The organism is Amycolatopsis sp. La24 (assembly GCF_029087445.1).
GTDB classification, from domain to species: domain Bacteria; phylum Actinomycetota; class Actinomycetes; order Mycobacteriales; family Pseudonocardiaceae; genus Amycolatopsis; species Amycolatopsis nivea.
This window is the reverse complement of sequence record NZ_JARACH010000074.1, coordinates 1-19,181: the sequence shown is the minus strand read 5'-3', so window position 1 is coordinate 19,181 and position 19,181 is coordinate 1. Positions and strand designations below refer to the sequence as shown.

General features: G+C 69.9%; 15 protein-coding genes, 1 other RNA gene and 1 pseudogene. 6 read left to right on the top strand and 11 right to left on the bottom strand.

Annotation, left to right across the window (positions count from 1 at the left end; translation table 11 throughout):
- Positions 1-34 precede the first annotated feature (34 nt).
- Positions 35-1,132 carry a UDP-N-acetylglucosamine 2-epimerase gene (locus tag PUT80_RS40385; protein WP_037808497.1) on the top strand — a complete coding sequence of 366 codons (1,098 nt, stop codon included), beginning with the start codon at positions 35-37 and terminating at the stop codon, positions 1,130-1,132.
- On the opposite strand, the gene PUT80_RS40380 is transcribed toward PUT80_RS40385, so the two are convergent.
- The 3 genes from PUT80_RS40380 to PUT80_RS40370 form a co-directional block, all read right to left on the bottom strand.
- Complete coding sequence (locus PUT80_RS40380; protein WP_134727578.1) at positions 1,123-1,581, bottom strand: hypothetical protein; 459 nt, start codon at positions 1,579-1,581, stop codon at positions 1,123-1,125. The genes PUT80_RS40385 and PUT80_RS40380 overlap by 10 nt on opposite strands.
- A 62-nt stretch (positions 1,582-1,643) precedes the next feature.
- A complete protein-coding gene (gene recR, locus PUT80_RS40375; RefSeq protein ID WP_037808499.1) occupies positions 1,644-2,240 on the bottom strand; it encodes a recombination mediator RecR in 597 nt (198 codons plus the stop codon).
- A 3-nt stretch (positions 2,241-2,243) separates the two neighbouring features.
- Positions 2,244-2,600, bottom strand: a complete 357-nt coding sequence (locus tag PUT80_RS40370; RefSeq protein WP_037808500.1) for a YbaB/EbfC family nucleoid-associated protein — start codon at positions 2,598-2,600, stop codon at positions 2,244-2,246.
- Between the two features lie 124 nt (positions 2,601-2,724).
- On the opposite strand from PUT80_RS40370, the gene PUT80_RS40365 reads away from it, so the two are divergent.
- Positions 2,725-3,561 (top strand): N-acetylmuramoyl-L-alanine amidase, encoded by an 837-nt coding sequence (locus PUT80_RS40365; protein ID WP_238608218.1) that lies wholly within the window; start codon positions 2,725-2,727, stop codon positions 3,559-3,561.
- Between the two features lie 105 nt (positions 3,562-3,666).
- On the top strand, positions 3,667-6,771 hold the full coding sequence (locus PUT80_RS40360; RefSeq protein WP_275295293.1) for a TIM-barrel domain-containing protein: 3,105 nt from the start codon (positions 3,667-3,669) through the stop codon (positions 6,769-6,771).
- On the opposite strand, the gene PUT80_RS40355 is transcribed toward PUT80_RS40360, so the two are convergent.
- Positions 6,768-8,825, bottom strand: a complete 2,058-nt coding sequence (locus tag PUT80_RS40355) for a DNA polymerase III subunit gamma and tau (protein WP_275295292.1) — start codon at positions 8,823-8,825, stop codon at positions 6,768-6,770. The two genes, PUT80_RS40360 and PUT80_RS40355, sit on opposite strands and share 4 nt — an antisense overlap.
- An 87-nt stretch (positions 8,826-8,912) precedes the next feature.
- Between PUT80_RS40355 and PUT80_RS40350 the strand changes: the two genes are divergently transcribed.
- Positions 8,913-9,722, top strand: coding sequence for a fused MFS/spermidine synthase (locus tag PUT80_RS40350; protein WP_205669831.1), 810 nt, complete (start codon positions 8,913-8,915; stop codon positions 9,720-9,722).
- Between the two features lie 7 nt (positions 9,723-9,729).
- Here PUT80_RS40350 and ffs read toward each other — a convergent pair.
- The 4 genes from ffs to PUT80_RS40330 all read right to left on the bottom strand — a co-directional run bounded on the left by ffs (position 9,730) and on the right by PUT80_RS40330 (position 13,067).
- Positions 9,730-9,829: signal recognition particle sRNA small type (gene ffs / locus PUT80_RS40345), an RNA gene on the bottom strand.
- 5 nt (positions 9,830-9,834) lie between these two features.
- Positions 9,835-10,329: an ATP/GTP-binding protein gene (locus tag PUT80_RS40340; protein WP_037808510.1), complete on the bottom strand. Its 495-nt coding sequence runs from the start codon at positions 10,327-10,329 to the stop codon at positions 9,835-9,837.
- Between the two features lie 3 nt (positions 10,330-10,332).
- Positions 10,333-10,752 carry a roadblock/LC7 domain-containing protein gene (locus tag PUT80_RS40335; protein ID WP_043834557.1) on the bottom strand — a complete coding sequence of 140 codons (420 nt, stop codon included), beginning with the start codon at positions 10,750-10,752 and terminating at the stop codon, positions 10,333-10,335.
- A complete protein-coding gene (locus PUT80_RS40330) occupies positions 10,749-13,067 on the bottom strand; it encodes an ATP-binding protein (RefSeq protein WP_275295291.1) in 2,319 nt (772 codons plus the stop codon). Before PUT80_RS40330 ends, PUT80_RS40335 begins: the two co-directional genes overlap by 4 nt.
- A gap of 261 nt (positions 13,068-13,328) precedes the next feature.
- Between PUT80_RS40330 and PUT80_RS40325 the strand changes: the two are divergent.
- Positions 13,329-14,233 (top strand): annotated as a pseudogene (locus tag PUT80_RS40325) (serine/threonine dehydratase).
- Here PUT80_RS40325 and PUT80_RS40320 read toward each other — a convergent pair.
- The 3 genes from PUT80_RS40320 to PUT80_RS40310 are packed head-to-tail and all read right to left on the bottom strand — an operon-like array spanning position 14,220 to position 18,273.
- Entirely contained in the window at positions 14,220-16,013 is a 1,794-nt protein-coding gene (locus tag PUT80_RS40320) for a glycosyltransferase family 39 protein (RefSeq protein WP_275295290.1), read from the bottom strand. The pseudogene PUT80_RS40325 and the gene PUT80_RS40320 overlap by 14 nt on opposite strands.
- A gap of 48 nt (positions 16,014-16,061) precedes the next feature.
- Positions 16,062-17,546, bottom strand: coding sequence for a HAMP domain-containing sensor histidine kinase (locus PUT80_RS40315; protein ID WP_275295289.1), 1,485 nt, complete (start codon positions 17,544-17,546; stop codon positions 16,062-16,064).
- Positions 17,521-18,273, bottom strand: a complete 753-nt coding sequence (locus tag PUT80_RS40310) for a response regulator transcription factor (RefSeq protein ID WP_037808517.1) — start codon at positions 18,271-18,273, stop codon at positions 17,521-17,523. The genes PUT80_RS40315 and PUT80_RS40310 overlap by 26 nt, the downstream gene beginning before the upstream one ends.
- A 170-nt stretch (positions 18,274-18,443) precedes the next feature.
- Between PUT80_RS40310 and PUT80_RS40305 the strand changes: the two genes are divergently transcribed.
- The gene (locus PUT80_RS40305) at positions 18,444-19,001 is read left to right on the top strand and encodes a hypothetical protein (protein ID WP_275295288.1); all 558 of its coding nucleotides are present in this window, start codon (positions 18,444-18,446) and stop codon (positions 18,999-19,001) included.
- Positions 19,002-19,181: the final 180 nt, after the last annotated feature.

Below are 19,181 nucleotides of genomic sequence, written 5' to 3'. Positions count from 1 at the left end.
CCGTCGCTAACCCTCTGTTGATTGGGCTCCCACGGTGATTTCCTTCGTCGCAGGCACCACCGCGGAACTGATCAAGATCGCGCCGGTCTTCCACCGCGTCGCCGAGCGCGGAGCGACCCCGAAGCTCTGGTTCACCGCACAGCACGTGGACGAGGTCGCCGACGTCCTGTCCGATCTGCGGCTGCCCGAACCGGATCTGTGGTTCGTGCCTCGCGCGCGGGCACGCGACCTCGAATCCCCGGCGCAGGTGCCGGGCTGGGCCGCGCAGGTCATGCGCACCGCGTGGAGTCGCCGCGCCGAACTCCGCGCCCAGTTGAGCGAGGACGGCCGCCCGCCGCTCGTGCTGGTGCACGGCGACACGTTCACCACGCCGTACGGAGCGTTGATCGGCAAGAAGATCCTGAAGGCCCGCGTCGGGCACATCGAGGCGGGCACGCGGTCGGGCAGCATCCTGTCGCCGCTGCCGGAGGAACTGAACCGCAAGATCGCCGGGAAGTTCGTGGACATCCACTTCTCGCCGAGCGAGCGCGAGGTGCACAACCTGCGGGGCGCCCGCGGCGTCGTCGTGAACACCGAGGCGAACACGGCGATCGACTCGATGCGTCAGGTCGTCGACCAGCCGCTGGACGTGCCGGGCCTGCCGGAGAAGTTCGGCCTGGCGACGCTGCACCGGTTCGAACTGGTGTCGCGGGCGGACAAGTACCGCGAGGCACTGGAAATCCTGCGCGCGCAGAGCCGCGAGATGCCGGTCCTGTACCTGGCCGGTGCGCCGGAGCGGGAGAAGATCCGCGCGCTGGGCCTGGACGAGCTTTTCGACGACAAGTTCATCGCGCAGCCGAAGATGCGGTACCTGAAGTTCCTGCCGCTGGTCGCGCGAGCCGAGTACGTGGTCACAGACTCCGGTGGGTTGCAGGAGGAATGCGGTTACCTCGGCGTCCCGTGCGCGGTCCACCGGGCCCGCACCGAACGACACGTGGGCATCGGCGAGAACGTCGTCCTGACCGAGATGCGCGGAGACCGGCTGCGGGAATTCCTGTCCACGTACCGAAATCGCCGCGGACAGTCCTGGACGGACAAATACCATCCGTCGGATATCGTGGTGAACTCGTTGGCACAGCTGGGTTATTGCTGACCCTCGAGCAGCTGGATCTCCCGGACGTAGAAATCCTGCGTCAGCTCAGCCATCTTCTCGAAGAACTGAAGCCCGCCGGCGACCAGCCCCGACAACAGGTCCGCTTCCCCGGCCACCGAGGTCCGGCGGAAATCGCTGCCGCTGACGGTGATCCGAACCAGCCCTCGCGACACCCGGTCCAGCGCGAGCTCCAGCGACTGGTCCGGGAAGGGTGACCGCGCGGAGCCGGTTTTCCGGTACTCCGCGACGAGATGCGCGACAGCAGACCACAGTCCTTCGATCTCCGAAGCCAGATTATCGTCGAGAATCACCACCCCGGACACGGTGAGCATGATCGCGCCGGCCAGGTCCTCGCCGTACCGCGTGTGCGGCCGCTCGGTGCAATCCACGAGGTCCACGAACTCCGTCGTCGACCAGAGCCGGGTACGGACGGGATCCACCCAGGTCATCGTGCCTCCCCCAGTGCAAAAAAGGACGCGGCGCCAAGGCCGCGTCCTTCCCTGTCAACAGCTCAGAGCGCGCGCCGCCCGGACAACGCGCGGCCCAAAGTCAGTTCGTCCGCGAACTCGAGGTCCCCGCCCATCGGCAGCCCCGACGCCAGCCGCGTCACCGAGAGGCCCGGGAAATCGCGCAGCATCCGCACCAGGTACGTCGCGGTCGCCTCGCCCTCGGTGTTCGGGTCGGTCGCGATGATGATCTCCCGGACGTCCGCCTCGCCGATGCGCTTCAGCAGTTCCCGCATCCGCAACTGCTCCGGGCCGATGCCCGACAGCGGGTCCAGAGCGCCGCCGAGGACGTGGTAGCGGCCCTTGAACTCGCGGGTCCGCTCGACCGCCAGCACGTCCTTCGGCTCCTCGACCACGCAGATCACCGTGAGGTCGCGGCGTTCGTCGCGGCAGATCCGGCACGTTTCCTGTTCCGAGACGTTGCCGCAGATCTCGCAGAACTGCACGCCTTCCTTGACCTTGCCCAGCACGTCCTGCAGCCGCGCGATGTCCGCGGGGTCGGCGGCCAGCAGGTGGAACGCGATGCGCTGGGCACTCTTCGGACCGACGCCGGGCAACCGCCCCAGTTCGTCGATCAGGTCCTGGACGACACCTTCGTACAAGTGTCAGCCGCCGAAGCCGAGGCTGCCGAGGTCCGGCATGCCGCCGCCGAGGCCGCCCGCCAGCGGGCCCAGCTTCTGCTCGGTGAGCTTCTGCGCGCTCGCCGACGCGTCGCGCACCGCGGCGACCACCAGGTCGGCCAGGGTTTCGACGTCGTCCGGGTCGACCACCTTCGGGTCGATGACGAGGCCCTTCAGCTGGCTGTCGCCGGACACCGTCGCGGTGACCAGACCGCCGCCCGCGGTGCCGGTGACCTCGGTGTTGGCGAGTTCCTCCTGGGCCTCCACCAGCTTCTGCTGCATCTGCTGGGCCTGCTGCATGATCTGCGACAGGTCGAAGCCGCCGCCGCCGGGTTGCACCATGATCGCACTCGGTCCTTCCGCGTTTGGGTGTTCCTCCCCAGCCTAGCCGCGAGTCCGGCGCGTCCGTCCCCGCGGCACGCGTGTGCTGTGGCACCGTGGTCGCGTGCGAGCGAAGACACTCCCGCTGCTGACCGGCCTGCTGCTGCTCACGGCGTGTTCCGGCGGCGGCGGGACGCCTCCGTCTCCGGCCGCCGCGCCGACGTCGTCCCCGGGATCCGCGACGCCGAGCCCGTCGTCTTCCAGCCCGCCACCGGCGCCGTCCTCGTCTTCCAGCCCGCCCTCGACGTCCGCCGTGCCGCCGGTCGGCTCGGGCAAGGTCGTGGTCCTCGATCCCGGACACAACGGCGGCAACGCCTCGCACCCCGGCGAGATCAACCGGAAAGTGCCCGCCGGGCGCGGGCAGACGAAGCCGTGCAACACCACCGGCACCTCGACCAACGCCGGGTACCCGGAGCACGCCTTCACCTTCGCGGTCGCGCAGCAGGTCGGGAATGCGTTGGCGGCCAAGGGAATCAAAGTCGTCTACACGCGACAGAACGACTCCGGCGTCGGCCCGTGCGTCGACGAGCGCGCGCGGATCGGCAACGACGCGAACGCCGACGCGGTGGTCTCGATCCACGCCGACGGCTCCACTTCGCCGACCGCGCACGGCTTCCACGTCGCGTACTCGGCACCGCCGTTGAACGCGGCGCAGGGCGAACCTTCGCTGAAGCTGGCGCGCACGATGCGCGACGGAATCCGCGACGACGGCTTTCCCACCTCCACTTACATCGGCTCGGCGGGCCTCTCCCCACGGAATGATCTGGGCGGGCTGAACCTGTCGACCCGGCCCGCCGTGCTTGTCGAATGCGGCAACATGCGCAACGCCGACGAGGCCGGTCAGATGTCCTCGGCGGCGGGCCGGGCGCACTACGCGCAGGCCATCGCGAAGGCGATCGAGGCGTACCTGGCCGGTGCCTGACGCAGAGAGCCGAAAGGGCTACTGAGCGGACAGAACACCGGACACCGTCTTCTTTCTTGATCGGTCCCGACTTACCGTCGCTGGGGACCTTTCGAGGAGGCGTCGGTGGCAACTTCACTCCGAGGACGACTGGTACGGCTGTTCGCCGTGGCAGCCATGGCGGGCACTCTCGTGTCGACGGGAGTCGCCGAGGCCGCTCCACAGTCGGTGACCGCCGGGCCAGCGCGGTTCGAAGTCCTGTCGCCGACGCTCATCCGCACCGAATACGCGGGTGACGCCAAGTTCGTCGACGCGGGCACGTTCAACGCGATCGGCCGCGGCAGTTTCTCCAAAACCCCTTACACCGCAACGAAACGCGACGGCTGGCTGACCATCCGGACCAGCGCCGTCCAGCTGCGCTACAAGCTCGACTCGGGCGCGTTCTCCGACGACAACCTCACCGTCCAGCTGCGAACCGGCGGCCAGGACGTCACCGCGCGGCCGTGGGCGGGCAAGCTGACGCCGGCCTGCGCTTTCGGCGCCCTCTGCGAGGCCGAACATCTGCAGCTCAACGGGCCAGGCACGGCTACCGACCACCGCGGCTACACCGGCGACGGTTTCGCGGCGGGCTTCATCAATCCCGGCGACAGCCTGGCCTTCCGCGCCACCGCCCCCGGTGATCACCAGCTGGATCTGCGCTACGCCAACGGAACCGGCGGCGACGGACAGCACACCGCCCGCACACTCAGCGTCCTCGTGGACAGTGCGAACGCGCGGACCATCACCCTTCCGGCGACCGCGGACTGGGACACCTGGGCCGTCGCGACCGTGCCGATCACGCTGCCCGCAGGACAGCACCAGGTGACCGTCAAGCGCGGCACCGGCGACTCGGGCAACGTCAACATCGACAGCCTCGCCCTGGTCAACACCGGTGCCGAGTACCCGCAACCCGTGCCGCCCGCGCCGACGCCGTGTGCGTTCGGTGTCCTCTGCGAGGCCGAGCAAGGCGCGCTGTCCGGAGGCGCACACCCGGCCAACGACCACGACGGACACTCCGGCAAGGCCTTCCTCGCTGGCATGGAGCGATCCGGCGCTTCGGACGCGCTGACGATCACCGGCGTCCCCGCCGACGGTGCCTACGACCTGCAGCTGCGCTACGCCGACGCGACCGCCGTTTCCGGCCAAACCCAGCCAACCTCGTTGACGCTCCAAACTGGCGGCACCGCCACCAATCTGACCCTGGCGTCGACCAGCAGCTGGAATTCCTGGCGCACCAAGGCAATCCCGGTTCAGCTCAAGGCTGGCACCAACACCGTCACACTGTCCTGTCCGGACTCGAACTGCCACGTCAACCTCGACACCGTCGCCGTCACCGCCGCGCATTCGGTGTTGCTCGCCCCGCACGCGCCGCTCGGCGGATACCGACGCGGACTCGACGGCGTCGACGGAACCGCGGTCACCGCGCCAGGAATCCTTTACCAGGACGGCTGGTCGCTTCTGGACGACACCGCATCGGCGCTGTACGACCCGCGCACCAAAGTCGTCACCCAGCGACCCAGCAGCGAGAACTACCAGGACGGTTACGTCTTCGCTTACGGCCAGGACTACGGCCAAGCGCTCCAGGAACTGGCGCAGCTGACCGGACCGTCGCTGCTGCTGCCCCACTGGGCTTACGGCGTCTGGTATTCCGAGTACTACGACCGCACCGCCGCTGACTTCGAGCAGACGATCGTGCCGAAATTCCGTGAGCAGCAGGTACCGCTCGACATGCTTGTCGTGGACACCGACTTCAAATCGCCGGACCGGTGGAACGGCTGGGAAATCGACCCGACCCGCTTCCCCGACCCGAAGGCGTTCTTCCAGTGGGCGCACGACCAGGGCCTGCACACGTCGCTGAACATCCACCCGAGCATCCGCGGCGACGACCCGCAGTTCCCGGCCGCGCAGGCGACCGCGAAGGGCAAACTTCAGCCCAGCTGCGGAAAAGATTGCTACGTCTTCGACTTCGGCGACCCCGACCAGCTGCGGGCCTACTTCGACCTGCACCGGCCGATGGAACAGCAGGGCAACGACGTCTGGTGGCTCGATTGGTGTTGCGACGCCTCGAAATCCAGCCTCGCCGGCGTCACCCCGGACGCGTGGATCAACCAGCAGTACGCACAGCACGGCGGCTTCGCGTTCTCCCGCGCGTACGGCTCGCTGCAAGCCGGCGGATACAGCTCGCCGACCGCCGTGCCGACCGGTCCGTGGGCGGACAAGCGCACCACGCTGCACTTCACCGGCGACACCATTTCCGACTGGGCAACGCTGGCCTTCGAGGTCGGCTACACCCCCGGTGAATCCGCGGCGACCGGACTGGCTTCGGTGAGCCACGACATCGGCGGGCACACCGGCGGGTTGCAGCAGCCGGGCACGGAGCCGGGCAGCACCAAGCTGCCGGACGATCTGTACGCGCGCTGGGTGCAGCTCGGCACGTTCCAGCCGATCGATCGGCTGCACTCGAACCACAGCGACCGGCTGCCCTGGCAGTACGGAGCCGCCGCGGACGCGTCAGCGACGAAATTCCTGAACCTGCGCGAAAATCTCGTGCCGTACACCTACTCGCTCGCGCAGCAGGCGACCGCGACCGGAATGCCGATCGTGCGACCGCTGTACCTGCAATATCCGGATCAGCAGGAGGCGTACGCGCAGGCGGGCGGGGAATACCTGTACGGCCCGGACGTCCTCGTGGCTCCGGCGACCAGCCCGGGTGCCACCGCGACCACGAGCGTCTGGTTCCCGCCAGGCAGCGACTGGACGGACTACTTCACCGGCAAGACCTACCCCGGCGGCACCAGCGCGCAGATCACCACGGGCTGGGACACGATGCCGGTGTTCGTGCGCTCGGGCGGAATCATGGTCACCCGCAGCGGAAATGTCGCCGGGGACGCGCACGATCCGCTGACCGCCGCGACCGTCACGGTGGCTGGCGGCCACAACGGCGCGTTCACTCTCCAGGAGGAGCGGTCCTCGACTGCCTTGCGCTACACCGAAAATGCCCACTCGGCAATGCTCGCGATCGGTGCCTCGCAACGCACTTGGACGGTCCGGTTCACCAATGCCGCCAAGCCAGCCGCGGTGTACGTCGACGGTCGGCGCAGCGGAAGCTGGACCTGGGACGCCGCGACCCGGACCGTGACCGTGCAGACGCCGCCGACGTCGCACCCGCTCACGGTCCGGCTGATCCGCTAGTCCAGCGGACGCGCGCCGAGGTGATCCGAGAGCAGCTTCCGTGCGATCTGCTCCGGATCCTCCTCCGCGGGCGGCGGCGGAGGAGGCGGGACCGGGCTGGAGTCCTCGGAGTAGATGTCGTCGTCCTCGTCCGTGGGCTCGGGCGGGAGCGGGATGTCCGGTTCGCTCGTGGTGACGCGCGGACGGCTCGGCGCTTCCGCCGCGGGCTTCGGCGGGGCAGGCGGCGCTGCCGAGGGAGTCTGCGCGGCCGCGGACGGACGCGTGAACGACCGCTCCGGAGCCGGTGCCGTCGGTTGCTGCCGGGGAGCCTGCCGCGCCGGAGCGGCTGCCGGGGCCGCGCCGTGCACGCAGCGGACCTGCCATTCGCCGCCGAGCACCTCGCTCAGCCCGGCCGCGATCTTGCTCGCGTTGCCCTGGTCGCTCAGCCGCCGCGCGAGCGGTTCGGACTTGTGCGTCAGCGTGACCGCCGAACCGTCGACCTCGGCGACCGTCGCCTGCGTGAGCATGGCTTCGAGCGCCCGGCCGCCGGTGAATTTACGCAGCGACGCCAGCAGTTGCGGCCACTTCTCGCGCACCTTGGCCGCGTCGATTCCGCCCGCGGCCGGGGCCTCCTCAGCAGGCGGAGCGGGCGGGGCCTCCGGTGCGGGAGCAGCCGCGGCAGGCGGTTCGACGGGAGCCGGACGGCTGACCTCCGGACGCGCCGGGCGCGCCGGTTCTTCGGCCGCCGGACGCGCCTCCGCCGCCGGACGTTCGGCGGGAGCTTCCTGCGCCGGACGCTGCGAAGGCCGCTGGAACCGAGCCGGTGCCTCCGCCGGAGCAGCGGTAGCCGCCGGAGCGGGTGCGGGACCGGCATTGGGCGCGGAAACAGCAGGGGCCGCGGCGGGAGCAGGCACGCCAGCGGGCCGCCGCTCGAGCCGTTCGATCCGCGCCAGCAAGGCTTTCTCCGCCTCGGTGACCGACGGCAGCAGCATCCGCGCGCAGAGCAGTTCGAGCACGAGCCGCGGCGACGTCGCGCCGCGCATCTCGAGCAGTCCACTGTGGACGATGTCGGCGTAGCGGGACAGCGTGGCCGGGCCGAGCTTCTCCGCCTGCTCGGTCATCCGCTTCAGCTCGTCGTCCGGCGCGGCGACCAGGCCGCGTTCGCCCGCTTCCGGGACGGCGCGCATCAGCAGCAGGTCGCGCAGGCGGTCGAGCAGGTCGGTGGCGAAGCGGCGCGGGTCGTGTCCGGCGTCGGCGAGTTTCTCGACGGTGCCGAACACTTCAGCCGGGTTGTCGTTCGCGAGCCCGTCGATCACCGCGTCGATCAGCGCGGTGTCCGTGACGCCCAGCAGCGCCACCGCCCGCGGGTACGTGACGCCTTCCGGACCGGCCCCGGCGAGCAGCTGGTCGAGCACCGACTGCGTGTCGCGAGCCGAACCGCCGCCGGCGCGGATCACCAGCGGGTACACCGCAGGTTCGACCGTCGCGCCCTCGGCGGCGACGTTGCGTTCCAGCAGCTCCCGCATCGAGCTCGGCGGGATCAGCCGGAACGGGTAGTGGTGCGTGCGCGAGCGGATGGTGGTGAGCACCTTGTCCGGCTCGGTGGTGGCGAAGATGAAGATCAGGTGCTCAGGCGGTTCTTCGACGATCTTCAGCAGGGCGTTGAAGCCCTGCGTGGTGACCATGTGCGCCTCGTCGATGATGAACACGCGATAGCGCGATTCGGCGGGCGCGTAGAACGCCTTGTCCCGCAGTTCGCGGGCGTCGTCCACACCGCCGTGGCTGGCCGCGTCGAGTTCGGTGACGTCGACGCTGCCAGGGCCTTCCGGCGCGAGCGCGCGGCACGAGTTGCACTCGCCGCACGGATCCGGGGTCGGGCCTTTGGCGCAGTTGAGCGAGCGCGCCATGATCCGCGCACTCGACGTCTTGCCGCAGCCGCGCGGCCCGGAGAACAGGTACGCGTGGTTGATGCGCCCGGCGGCGAGCGCCGTGCGCAGCGGTTCGGTCACATGCTCCTGGCCGACGACCTCGGCGAAGGTCGCCGGACGGTACTTCCGGTACAGCGCGAGAGCCACGAGCCCGAGACTACAGTGAGCACGGTGAGCCCCTCCCGTTCCGGTCGCGGCCGTGCGCCGAGCGGCCCGCGGCCGGGCACTTATCCGGTGCGGTTCGGGACCGCCGAGCTGCTGCGCGACGCCGATCGGCCCAACGCGTGGATGCTTTCGGTGGGCGGGGTGGCGCAGTCCTACGTCGATCTGGACGACCCGACGAACCTCGAGTTCGACTACGTGCGCCGGCTCGGCGACCTGGTCGACTTCCTTCCGCCCGGCCCGCTCGACGCGCTGCACGTCGGCGGCGCGGGCTGCTCCCTGCCGCGCTACGTCGCCGCGACGCGACCGGGTTCGCGGCAGCTGGTCTTCGACGCCGACGAGCCGCTGATCGACCTGGTCCGCGAACAGCTCGACCTGCGCAGCGTCCCGAAGCTGCGGGTACGGATCGAGGACGGCCGCACGGGCGTGCGCAGCAGGCACGACGCGACGGCGGACCTGATCGTGCTCGACGCCTTCGAGCGCGCGACGCTGGCAAGCGGCTTGGCGACGGTCGAGTTCGTCACCGAGGTGGCCCGCGTGCTCCGACCGGGCGCCACGATGCTGGCGAACATCTCCGACGGCCCCGGCCTGCCGTTCGCCCGCCGGTTCCTCGCGACGCTGGCGGAGGTGTTTCCGCACGTCGTCCTGCTGGCCGAGCCCAGCGTGCTGCGCGGCCGCCGGTTCGGGAATCTCGTGCTGGCCGCCTCGCGGCTCGACCTGCCGACCGCGGAGCTGACCCGGCGCGCGGCGTCCTCGCCGTATCCGGCGCGGGTGGTGCACGGCGATGAGCTGCGGCAGCTGCGGGGGAAGGCCGCGCCGGTCTTCGACGCGGAGGCGCTGCCTTCGCCGACGCCGCCGGATGACGTACTAGGCCTGTTTTAAGGCATAAAAAAAGCGGGTTCCCCCCGTACCCGCCAGAGCCCGCTTATCCTTGCTGCCTTCCGGCCCTGGGGAAGTTCACAGGGTGGACGCCACGGGGGGTCCCCGCAGACGACTATAGCGGACTCGGTTGCCGCGCCTCCGACCCCCGCACCACGGCGGCCTCGACGAGGTCGAGCACCTCGCGCACGGACGCCGGGTCGCGGGCGTCGAACGGATGCACCGGAATGCCGTCGCGCACGGTCAACGCCCAGCGCACGTCGTGCAGCGGACGCGTGAGCAGGCCGTCGAAGCAGTTCACCCCGACCACGAACGGCAGCCGCAGCCCTTCGACCGCGTCGAGCACCGGGTAGGCGTCCGCGATCCGCCGCGGGTCGACCACCACGAGCGCCGCGTCCGCGCCCCGCACGAGGTCGGGCCAGCGGAACCAGAACCGGGCCTGTCCCGGCGCACCGAACAGGTAGCGGCGCCGCTCGCCCTCGCCGAGCCTGCCGAAGTCGAGCGCCGCGGTGGTGTCGCCGGCGTCGGTGCGCACCGGCGCGATCTCCGAAACGGCGTGCACCGCCGTCGTTTTCCCGGCTCCGGCCGGGCCAAGCACGAGGATCTTCACGGGTCAGGCGAACGTGGTGTTCTTCAACTCCTCGACCAGCGCGGGGGTGAGGACTTCGGACGCGCGGTTGGCGAACATCGCCATCTCGTAGGCGATCGTGCCGAGGCTGGCCTGCTTGTTGGCCAGCACGCCGAGCGAGCAGCCGATGCTGATGGTGCAGACTACGAGGTAGCCGCGTTCCAGTTCGACCACGACCTTGTCCGGATCGCCGAGCGGATGGCTTTCGGACACGCTCTGTGCCAGCGCGAGCATCGCCGAGCAGGTCGCCGCGAGCCGGTCGGCGTCCGCGCGGTCGAGGTCCTGCGACGCGGCGATCAGCAGCCCGTCCGCGGACACCGCGAGCGCGGCGATCGCACCCGCGGTGTGCAGCGCGAAGCGGTTGACCAGCCAGTTGAAGTTCTGCGCGGCGGCGGGAACGGTCATGATCCTCCTTGATCGGCCTGCTGGGCGGTGACTTGCTGTGCTTTGGCGACGCCGTCGGAAAACGAGTCGAAGGTGGCCCGCTCGGCGGCCGGATCGCGCAATTCGCGGCGCGGCAACGGGGTGCGGACGATCTGCGGCAGCTTGAGCCCGGGGGCCAGCTGCGCGCCGGGGACGCGGCGAAAGACGCCGTCGCGGGATTCCGGCTGCACCACGGTGAACTGGTGCGTCGGAGACGGGTCCGCGGTGTCCGGAACGTCCTCTGTGGACTCTTCCGGCTCGTCGGGAAGTTCCAGCGTTCCGGCGCGGGAAGCGAATTCCGGCTCCGCTTCCGGCCATTTCGGAGCCTCGTCCTGCGCCGGCTCGTCGGCTTCCGGCTCCGGCGGGTCGGTGAACCACCGGAATCCGGCCGGAGTCGGCGTGGACAACGCGGCGATCGCGGGCGCGGGCAGCAGCACCGGCCGGGGGTCGGGTACCTGGCCCGGTTCGAAAAGCCCAGGACCGCGCCGGAAATCGACGTCGCGGGTGAACAGCGCCTGCGGCACCGAGATCTTCGCCGTCACGCCACCGTCCGGAGTGGACTCCAGTTCGACCCGCAGCGAATGCCGCTGCGCGAGCCGTCCGACCACGGCCAGTCCGAGCTGCTGCCCGGACGCCTCGTCGACCGGTTCGGCGAGGCGGCGGTTCTCCTGCGCCAACCGGTCCGCGGACAGCCCGACGCCGTGATCGGCGATGCGCACCAGCAGGTCGCCCGACGACTGGAACTCCGTCGAAATCTCCACCAGCGACTCCGGCGGGGAGAACGCGGCGGCGTTTTCCAACAGTTCGGCGAACAGCAGCACCAGGTCGATCCCCAGCGACGGCGCGAGCAGCGCCTCCGCCGGTTCGCCGAGCCGGATCCGGGATTCGTCGTCGATTTCCGCGGCGGCCGAACGCAACGCGGTGGCCAGTTCGATCGGACCGCCGACCCGGGTCTCGTCGCGATTTCCCGTCACCACAAGCAAATCGTCCGCGGTGCGCCGCAGCCGGAGGGCCGCGTGCCCCACGCGGTGCAGCCCGGCGAGCAGCACCGGATCGTCGGCGCCGCGCGTCAATTCCTCGATCGCGGTGCGCTGGCCCGCGACCAGATTCTGCGTGCGCTTGGCCGCTCCGACCAGCAGCTGCACCCCGGCGCGACGCGTGTTCGCCTGCTCGGTCACCGCTTCCACCGCGGTGCCGCGGAGCCGGTTGAACGCCTCGGCCAGCTCGGCCAGTTCGCCGCCGGTGTCCGCCTCGAGCGCGGGCAGCAGCGGTTGCGGCGGGCCCGATCCCGGTTCGGCGGCCTGAACCAATTCAGGCGCAGCGAGGTCGGCGGTCGAGCGGGCTTGCCTGCTCAGCCGCCGCAGCGGCCGGGCAATGGAGCGCGCGGCCAGCACGGACAACGCGGCAACCAGTCCGAAAAGGACAATCGCGGCGCCGCCGACGATGAAGGCCGTCCGGGTCGCGCTGGACGCTTTCGCGGAGGCCGCGCCGGCAATCGCGTCGGCGAGCCGGGTCTCCATCGCGTCGCGCTGATCGGCGAGCTGAGTACCGGCAGTGACCACATCGGACACAAACTGCCGGTCCTGCCGCGGTGCCGCGGCCAGCCGGTCAAGCTGCTGGGCCGTCGCTCCGGCCTCGACCGCGTCGACCTGTGCCGCGTCCTGCTTCCCCGCCAGCCGGGCGAACTGTTCTCCGTAGACGGCAGCGCGCTGACCTGCGCGATCGGCTCCGGCGGACGCGATCAGCGCGCTCGCCCGGGCCGCTCGCTGTTCGTCCGCGCGCAGCAGGGCGTCGAGCGTCCTTGCCCCGGAGCTGTCCGAAGTGGCCAGTCCCAGTGCGTCGATCAGCCCGACGGACATGGAATCGTAGCCGGAAGCGACATCAGCTACGGAAATCTGACGATTGAGCGCCTTCTGCCGCAGTTTCGCCAGTTCACCACCGGGGCTGACCAGGCTGTCCGCGACGCCGTGCGCAGCGCTGTCGACCGTCTGCTGCTGCCGGACGAGCGCTGAATTGGTGGCCGAAGGGTCAGCGACAAAAGCGGCCGTGAGCAGGCTTTCCCGCTGCAACTGCCCGACCAGGCCGCCCACCCGCTGCCCTCGCGCGGCGGTGTCCGAAGCGGTCGCGGCTGCCGACGCGGCGGTGACCTGGGCAACCACGAGCGGAACCGCCGCTGCCAAGACCAGGACCAGCGGAGCCACGACCAGCACGGTCACTCGCGCCTGCACGGTGCGGATCCCGAGGCGGTCAAGCAGCCGCGCAGCGGATTCCCGCGACCGGGGCGAGCCGTCGCGCATCCACGTCACCTTCCGTTCCCGAGGAGTCCCGACGAGACCGAGGCGTGGAGTGCACCGAACGGGGACACCCGCAGGACGCTACTACTCTCAGTAGTACTCGTCGCGGTACGCACATGGTCGGACACCCCACGTCTGCGCAGAGCTTAGCGAGATCGGCAAGGGATGGACAATGCCCTCTTGCACCGTGTCGCGCCCTGACACGCTGGGGTTTTCCCGGCGAGCGGCACGCGAGCGAGCAGGACCGGGAGCAGAATGGCCGATATGCGCACCGCACCTGTCGCCGCCGACGTCGCTGCTGCCCATCTCCGTCTCCGACCACACGTCCGGTGGACACCGCTGTTACGCACCGAAATCGACGGCCGTCCCCTCGTGCTCAAGCTGGAGCAGCTCCAGCGGTCCGGTTCGTTCAAACTCCGCGGCGCGGTGAATGCCCTGCTCAACGGGCCTAAGCCGAAGCGCGTCGTCACGGCGTCGGGCGGCAATCACGGCCTCGGCGTCGCCACCGCCGCGCAGGCGCTGGGCATTCCCGCTGTCGTCTACGTGCCGGAGTCCGTGCCCGAAGCGAAGGCCGCCGGCATCGAAGCGGCCGGCGCGAAGCTCATCCGGCACGGCGCGGCGTACAGCGAGGCCGCCGCAGCCGCGCTGGCCGTCGCAGAAGAACCCGGCACCCGCTACCTGCACGCGTACGACGACGCCGACGTCATCGCCGGACAAGGAACCGCGACCGCGGAGATCGTGGCCGACGCACCGGATGTCGATGCCATCGCCGTCGCGGTGGGCGGGGCGGGCTGGCGTCCGGTGCGACGCTGGCCGCGGACGGTCGTCAGGTATTCGCGGTGGAGCCGGAGCACTGCCAGGCACTGCACGCCGCCCTCGCCGCAGGCGAGCCGGTGGACGTCACCATCGACTCGGTCGCCGCCTCCGCACTCGGCGCGACCCGCGTCGGCGAGCTGGCGTTCGGCATCCTCAACTCGCCGGGCGTCACGTCCGTGCTGGTGTCCGACGCCGAGCTCCTCGCCGCGCGCGACCTGCTGTGGCGCGACTTCCGGCTGGTCGTCGAACCGGCCGCAGCGGCCCCGCTGGCCGCTTGGCTGGCCGGGCGCGTCCCGGCCGAGCTGCCGTGTTTTGTGTTGTGCGGAGCCAATACCTCGGTCACTTTTGCGTGAGGTCGTAGACCTTCGCGCCGCCGACCGTGGTGGGGTGGAAGTGCTGCTCGACCCAGGCGGTGATCTTCCCGGACGTGCCGCGGCTGCCACCCGGGCCGCCGCGGCCGTTGCGCGCTCCGACGACGAAGTAGTGGATCTCCCCGCTCGCCACGTACTGCTGGAATTGCGCGAGGGTCGGAGCGGGGTCGCCGCCGCTGAACCCGCCGACGGCGAGCACCGGTTTGCCGCTGCCCAACGCGAGCCCGGCGGCCTGCATCGCACCGGTTTCCGCGGCGGCCCACTTCGTCGTCGTGGACTCCAGCAACCGATTCAATTCCACATTGGACTGTTGCGGTCCGCCGAAACCGATGCGGCCCTTGTGCTGCGGCCCGGATGCCGGACTTCCCCCGGTATGCGCCGTCGACGCGGTGGCCACGGTGAATGAGGCCATCCCCAGCAGGGCAGCCACGAGTGCCAGCAGCGCGACTGCCCGACGCGCAGTCCCGATCAGCAACGCGAAAACGCCCAAGACGCCCAGCACCAGCACGGAGTACCGCACCCATGGCTGCCAGCTCGGAGTCCGGTGCAGGAGAACAAAACTCCACGCGACCGTCGCCGCCAGCATCACCGCGAGCACCGCCCGCGGCGCGAGATAAGCACGGCCACGCCACAGTTCGGTAGCGGAAATCGCTACGGTGGCAGCGATTCCCGGAGCGAGCGCGACCGTGTAGTACGGGTGGATGATCCCGCTCATATAACTGAAGACGAGGACGCTGAGCACTGTCCAGGCGCCCCACAGCAGCAGCGCGGCCCGAGTCCGGTCAGTACGCGGCGCACGCCGGGTGAACCACAACCCGGCCACGAGTCCGATCAAGGCGGCTGGCAGCAGCCAGGACGCTTCGCCGCCGAATTGCTCGGTGAACAAGCGAGTCAGGCCCACCTGACCGCCGAAACCGTGTCCGGCACCGGAAAACTCCGGCATCTTCGGCCGGGCGTCCCCGCCGTGCGACTGTCCGAAAATCCGGCCGAGCCCGTTGTACCCGAAGGCCAATTCCAGCACGCTGTTGTTCGTCGACCCGCTGATGTACGGCCGATCCGCGACCGGCCACAACGCCACCGCGAGCACCCACCAACCCGCGGAAACCACCACCGCACCGGCGGCGGCGAGCAATTGCCACATCCGCCGTCCCAAGGAAGTCGGCGCGGCAACCGCGTAGGCGAGCACGAAGGCAGGCAACACCAGGAATGCCTGCAACATCTTGTCGAGGAACCCGAAACCGATCGCGACACCCGACAGCAGCAGCCATTTCGTGCTCGCCGTTTCCAGCGCCCGCACCAGGAAATACCCGCCCGCGACGAGCAGCAGCACCAGGAACGCGTCCGGGTTGTTGAACCGGAACATCAGCGCGGCGACCGGGGTGAGCGCGAGCAACGCACCGGCCAGCAAACCGGCGACCGGACCGGAAAGCCGCCGCACCGCCAGGTACAGCAGGCCGACCGAGCCCACGCCGGCGAGCGCGTCCGGCACCAGCATGCTCCAGCTGGAGAAGCCGAAGATCCGCCCGGACAATCCCATCACCCACAGGGAAAGCGGCGGTTTGTCGACGGTGACCACATTGCCCGGGTCGAGCGAACCGAAGAACCACGCTTTCCAGTCCCACGTGCCCGCTTGCACGGCCATCGCGTAGAAGTCATTGCCCCAGCCGGAAATCGCGACATTCGTGAGATACAACGCGGCGGTGCCCAGCAGCAGCACCGCGACGGCGGGGCGCACCCAGCGCGGCGCGACGGCAGTCGTCATGCCCGTCATTCTCACGGCCCGGGCTGTGCGCGGGCTGTGAATCGCTCGCTAAGGAGTGTTGGCACCGTCACGCAATTGCGGGAACGAGGCCACGAATTCGGTCCGCCCCGGACCGCTGTTCACCATCACCCGTCCGGAATGCGCGGCCACGACCGCGGCGACAATCGCCAGCCCCAGCCCAGTGCTTCCGGCGGCGCGCGAACGCGAATTGTCGCCGCGCGCGAACCGCTCGAACACCTCGGGCAGGATTTCCGGCGGAATTCCCGGCCCATCGTCCACAACGGACAAAGTGACCCATCCGTCCCTAGTGGACAGTGCGGTGGTCACCGTGGTGCCCGCGGGCGTGTGCGTGCGGGCGTTGCCGAGGAGGTTCAGCACGACCTGGTGCAGTTGCCCGGAATCGCCGAGCACCGCGATCGGTTCGCCGGGAAGTTCCAGCAGCCACTTGTGTTCCGGACCGGCGACGTGCGAATCGGCGACCGCGTCCGCGACGAGCCGGGACAAATCGACCGGCCCGTGCACGACCGGACGCCCGGAATCGAGCCGGGCGAGCAGCAGCAAATCCTCCACCAGCGTCGTCATCCGCGCCGATTCGGATTCCACCCGGCTCATCGCGAACGCGATGTCCGGCGGCACCTGTTCGCTGCCGCGCCGGGTCAGTTCGGCATATCCGCGAATCGCGGCGAGCGGCGTGCGCAATTCGTGGCTCGCGTCCGCGACGAACTGCCGCACCCGGCTTTCGCTGGCATGCCGGGCGGCGAGCGCTTCGGCGATGTGGCCGAGCATCCGGTTGATCGCCGAACCGACCTTGCCGACCTCGGTGCGCGGGTCAGTGTCCACTTCGGGCACTCGCTCGGACAACGCGACCTCGCCGCGGTCCAGCGGCAGTTCGGACACCCGGGAAGCGGTGGCGGCGAGCCGGTCCAGCGGAGCCATGGTGCGCCGGATCGTGACCGCACCAGCGAACCCGGCGACGAGAATCCCGCCGAGCGCGACGCCGCCGAAGATGAATCCCAGCCGCCACAACGTTTCCGAGACCCGGCTCATCGGCAGCCCGATCACGGTGAACTCGCCGCGCGGCGAATACGTCGCGACCACCCGGTATTTCTTGAGACTCCCGGGAAGTTCGACCGTGCGGCTCTGGCCGTTCGGCGCGAGCACGAGCAGGACCCGGTCCTGCTCCGGGGTCAGCGGGACGAGGCCGAACGGGCCGATCACCTGCCCGTTGACCTTGCCGTCGTGGACGACCAGGCTGAGCGTCCCCTCGGGCTGGCCGAGCACGCGCAGCGGATCCGGCGGCAGCTTCCCGGAACCGTTGATCGGCGGCCGCGGAACGCCGTGCCGGAACCCGCGGTCGCTCGCCGCCGACAGCTGCCCGTCGAGCTGTCCGACGAGAAAGCTGTTCAACGCGAACTCGGTGACCACGCCGACGACCAGGCAGACCAGCGCGAGCAGCGCCGCCAGCTGAACGATCAGCCTGCGGCGCAACGACCACGGACGGCGGCGCTCAGCCCGCGGCGGGTTTGAGGACATACCCGGCGCCGCGCATGGTGTGGATCATCGGTTCCCGATCGGCGTCGATTTTCTTGCGGAGGTAGGAAATGTACAGCTCGACGATATTCGCCTGGCCGCCGAAATCGTAGCTCCACACGCGGTCGAGGATCTGCGCCTTCGACAGCACCCGGCGCGGATTGCGCATCAGGTAGCGGAGCAATTCGAACTCGGTCGCCGTGAGCGGCACCAGATCGCCGCCCCGGTGCACCTCGCGACTGTCCTCGTCCAGGGTCAGATCGCCGACCACCAGCTGCGAACCGGCCGATCCGGACACCCCGCCCGCCCGGCGCAGCAGCGCGCGCAACCGCAGCGCCACTTCTTCCAGGCTGAACGGTTTGGTCACGTAATCGTCGCCGCCCGCGGTGAGCCCGGCGATCCGGTCTTCCACCGCGTCCTTGGCGGTAAGGAAAAGAACAGGCAGATACGGCGTTTCGGCGCGCATCCGGCGCAGCACCTCGAGGCCGTCGAAATCGGGCAGCATCACGTCGAGCACCACGGCGTCCGGCCGGAAATCGCGGCCGACGCGCACCGCCTCGGCGCCGGTGCCCGCGCTGCGCACCTCCCAGCCCTCCATCCGCAGGGCCATGGACACGAGTTCGGCCAGCGTCGACTCGTCGTCGACGACCAGCACGCGGACCGGGCTGCCGTCCGCGCGGCGCAGTTCGGCCTTGCCCCGGCCGGCAGACGCGGCGTTCACACTGCTCATGGTGCCATCTTCGGGCCCCGTCTTCAGGTCGGCCTGTGCGCCGGCTGTGTGTTTCCTGTGCGCCGTTCCCCCGCCTGGGTGCACAGGTGTCCCCCACGTCCGGCACAGCTTCCGCACAGCGGCCGCCCCGACGCTCGGAAAGGACAAGCGCGAACGTTCCGGAGGAGACCATGACGACCGATCCAGCAGAGGGCGCGACCTGGGGAGAGCAGCCCGCCCCCGCATCCGGCGGCAGCGGCCAGGGCAAGGCGTGGTCCGGCCGGAAAACCGCGATCGCGGCGGGAGTCGCGGTGGTGATCGCGGTCGGTGGTGGACTGGCGATCTGGGCGGGGACCAGTGGCAATAACGCGGCCGCGCAGCAAGGGCCGGGCGGGTTCGGTGGGCCAGGTGGACCCGGTGGGTTTGCCGGTCGCGGGGGGATGGGCGGGATGGCTGCGCTGCGGGATGCGCTGCACGGCGATTTCGTGGTGGCGGATTCGGCTGGCGGCTATGTGACTGAGCGGCTGCAGACGGGGACGATCACCGAGCTCAGTGCTACTTCGGTGACTTTGACTAGCAAGGACGGTTATAAGCAGAGCTATACGTTGGATTCTTCTACGGAGAAGAGCGGGTCGCCTAAGTCTGGGGACAATGTGACTGTGGTGGCGAAGGTGCAGGGGGCTACGGCTACTGCTACTTCGTTGGGGGAGGCTCAGCAGTTTGGGGGGCAGCCTCGTCGGCGGGGGTAGGTGCGCAGCCTCGTCGGCGGGGGTAGGTGCGCAGCCGCGTCGGCGGGGGTAGGTGCTTGGTGAGTGGTTGCGTGGGGCACCCCGAAGTTTGATTGTGCTGACGGTTCGGGGGTGCTTGTCAAGGCGGGAAAGATGCCTTGACAAGCACCCCCGAACCGCAGATGAGCTTCGTATCGGGGT

What these genes read in the sequence shown, in the direction of transcription:
- PUT80_RS40370 (WP_037808500.1), bottom strand. Translation starts at nt 2,600, where the DNA reads ATGGTGCAACCCGGCGGCGGCGGCTTCGACCTGTCGCAGATCATGCAG.
- PUT80_RS40335 (WP_043834557.1), bottom strand. Translation starts at nt 10,752, where the DNA reads ATGACCGTTCCCGCCGCCGCGCAGAACTTCAACTGGCTGGTCAACCGC.
- PUT80_RS40305 (WP_275295288.1), top strand. Translation starts at nt 18,444, where the DNA reads ATGACGACCGATCCAGCAGAGGGCGCGACCTGGGGAGAGCAGCCCGCC.
- PUT80_RS40310 (WP_037808517.1), bottom strand. Translation starts at nt 18,273, where the DNA reads ATGAGCAGTGTGAACGCCGCGTCTGCCGGCCGGGGCAAGGCCGAACTG.
- PUT80_RS40315 (WP_275295289.1), bottom strand. Translation starts at nt 17,546, where the DNA reads ATGTCCTCAAACCCGCCGCGGGCTGAGCGCCGCCGTCCGTGGTCGTTG.
- PUT80_RS40320 (WP_275295290.1), bottom strand. Translation starts at nt 16,013, where the DNA reads ATGACGACTGCCGTCGCGCCGCGCTGGGTGCGCCCCGCCGTCGCGGTG.
- PUT80_RS40380 (WP_134727578.1), bottom strand. Translation starts at nt 1,581, where the DNA reads ATGACCTGGGTGGATCCCGTCCGTACCCGGCTCTGGTCGACGACGGAG.
- PUT80_RS40330 (WP_275295291.1), bottom strand. Translation starts at nt 13,067, where the DNA reads ATGCGCGACGGCTCGCCCCGGTCGCGGGAATCCGCTGCGCGGCTGCTT.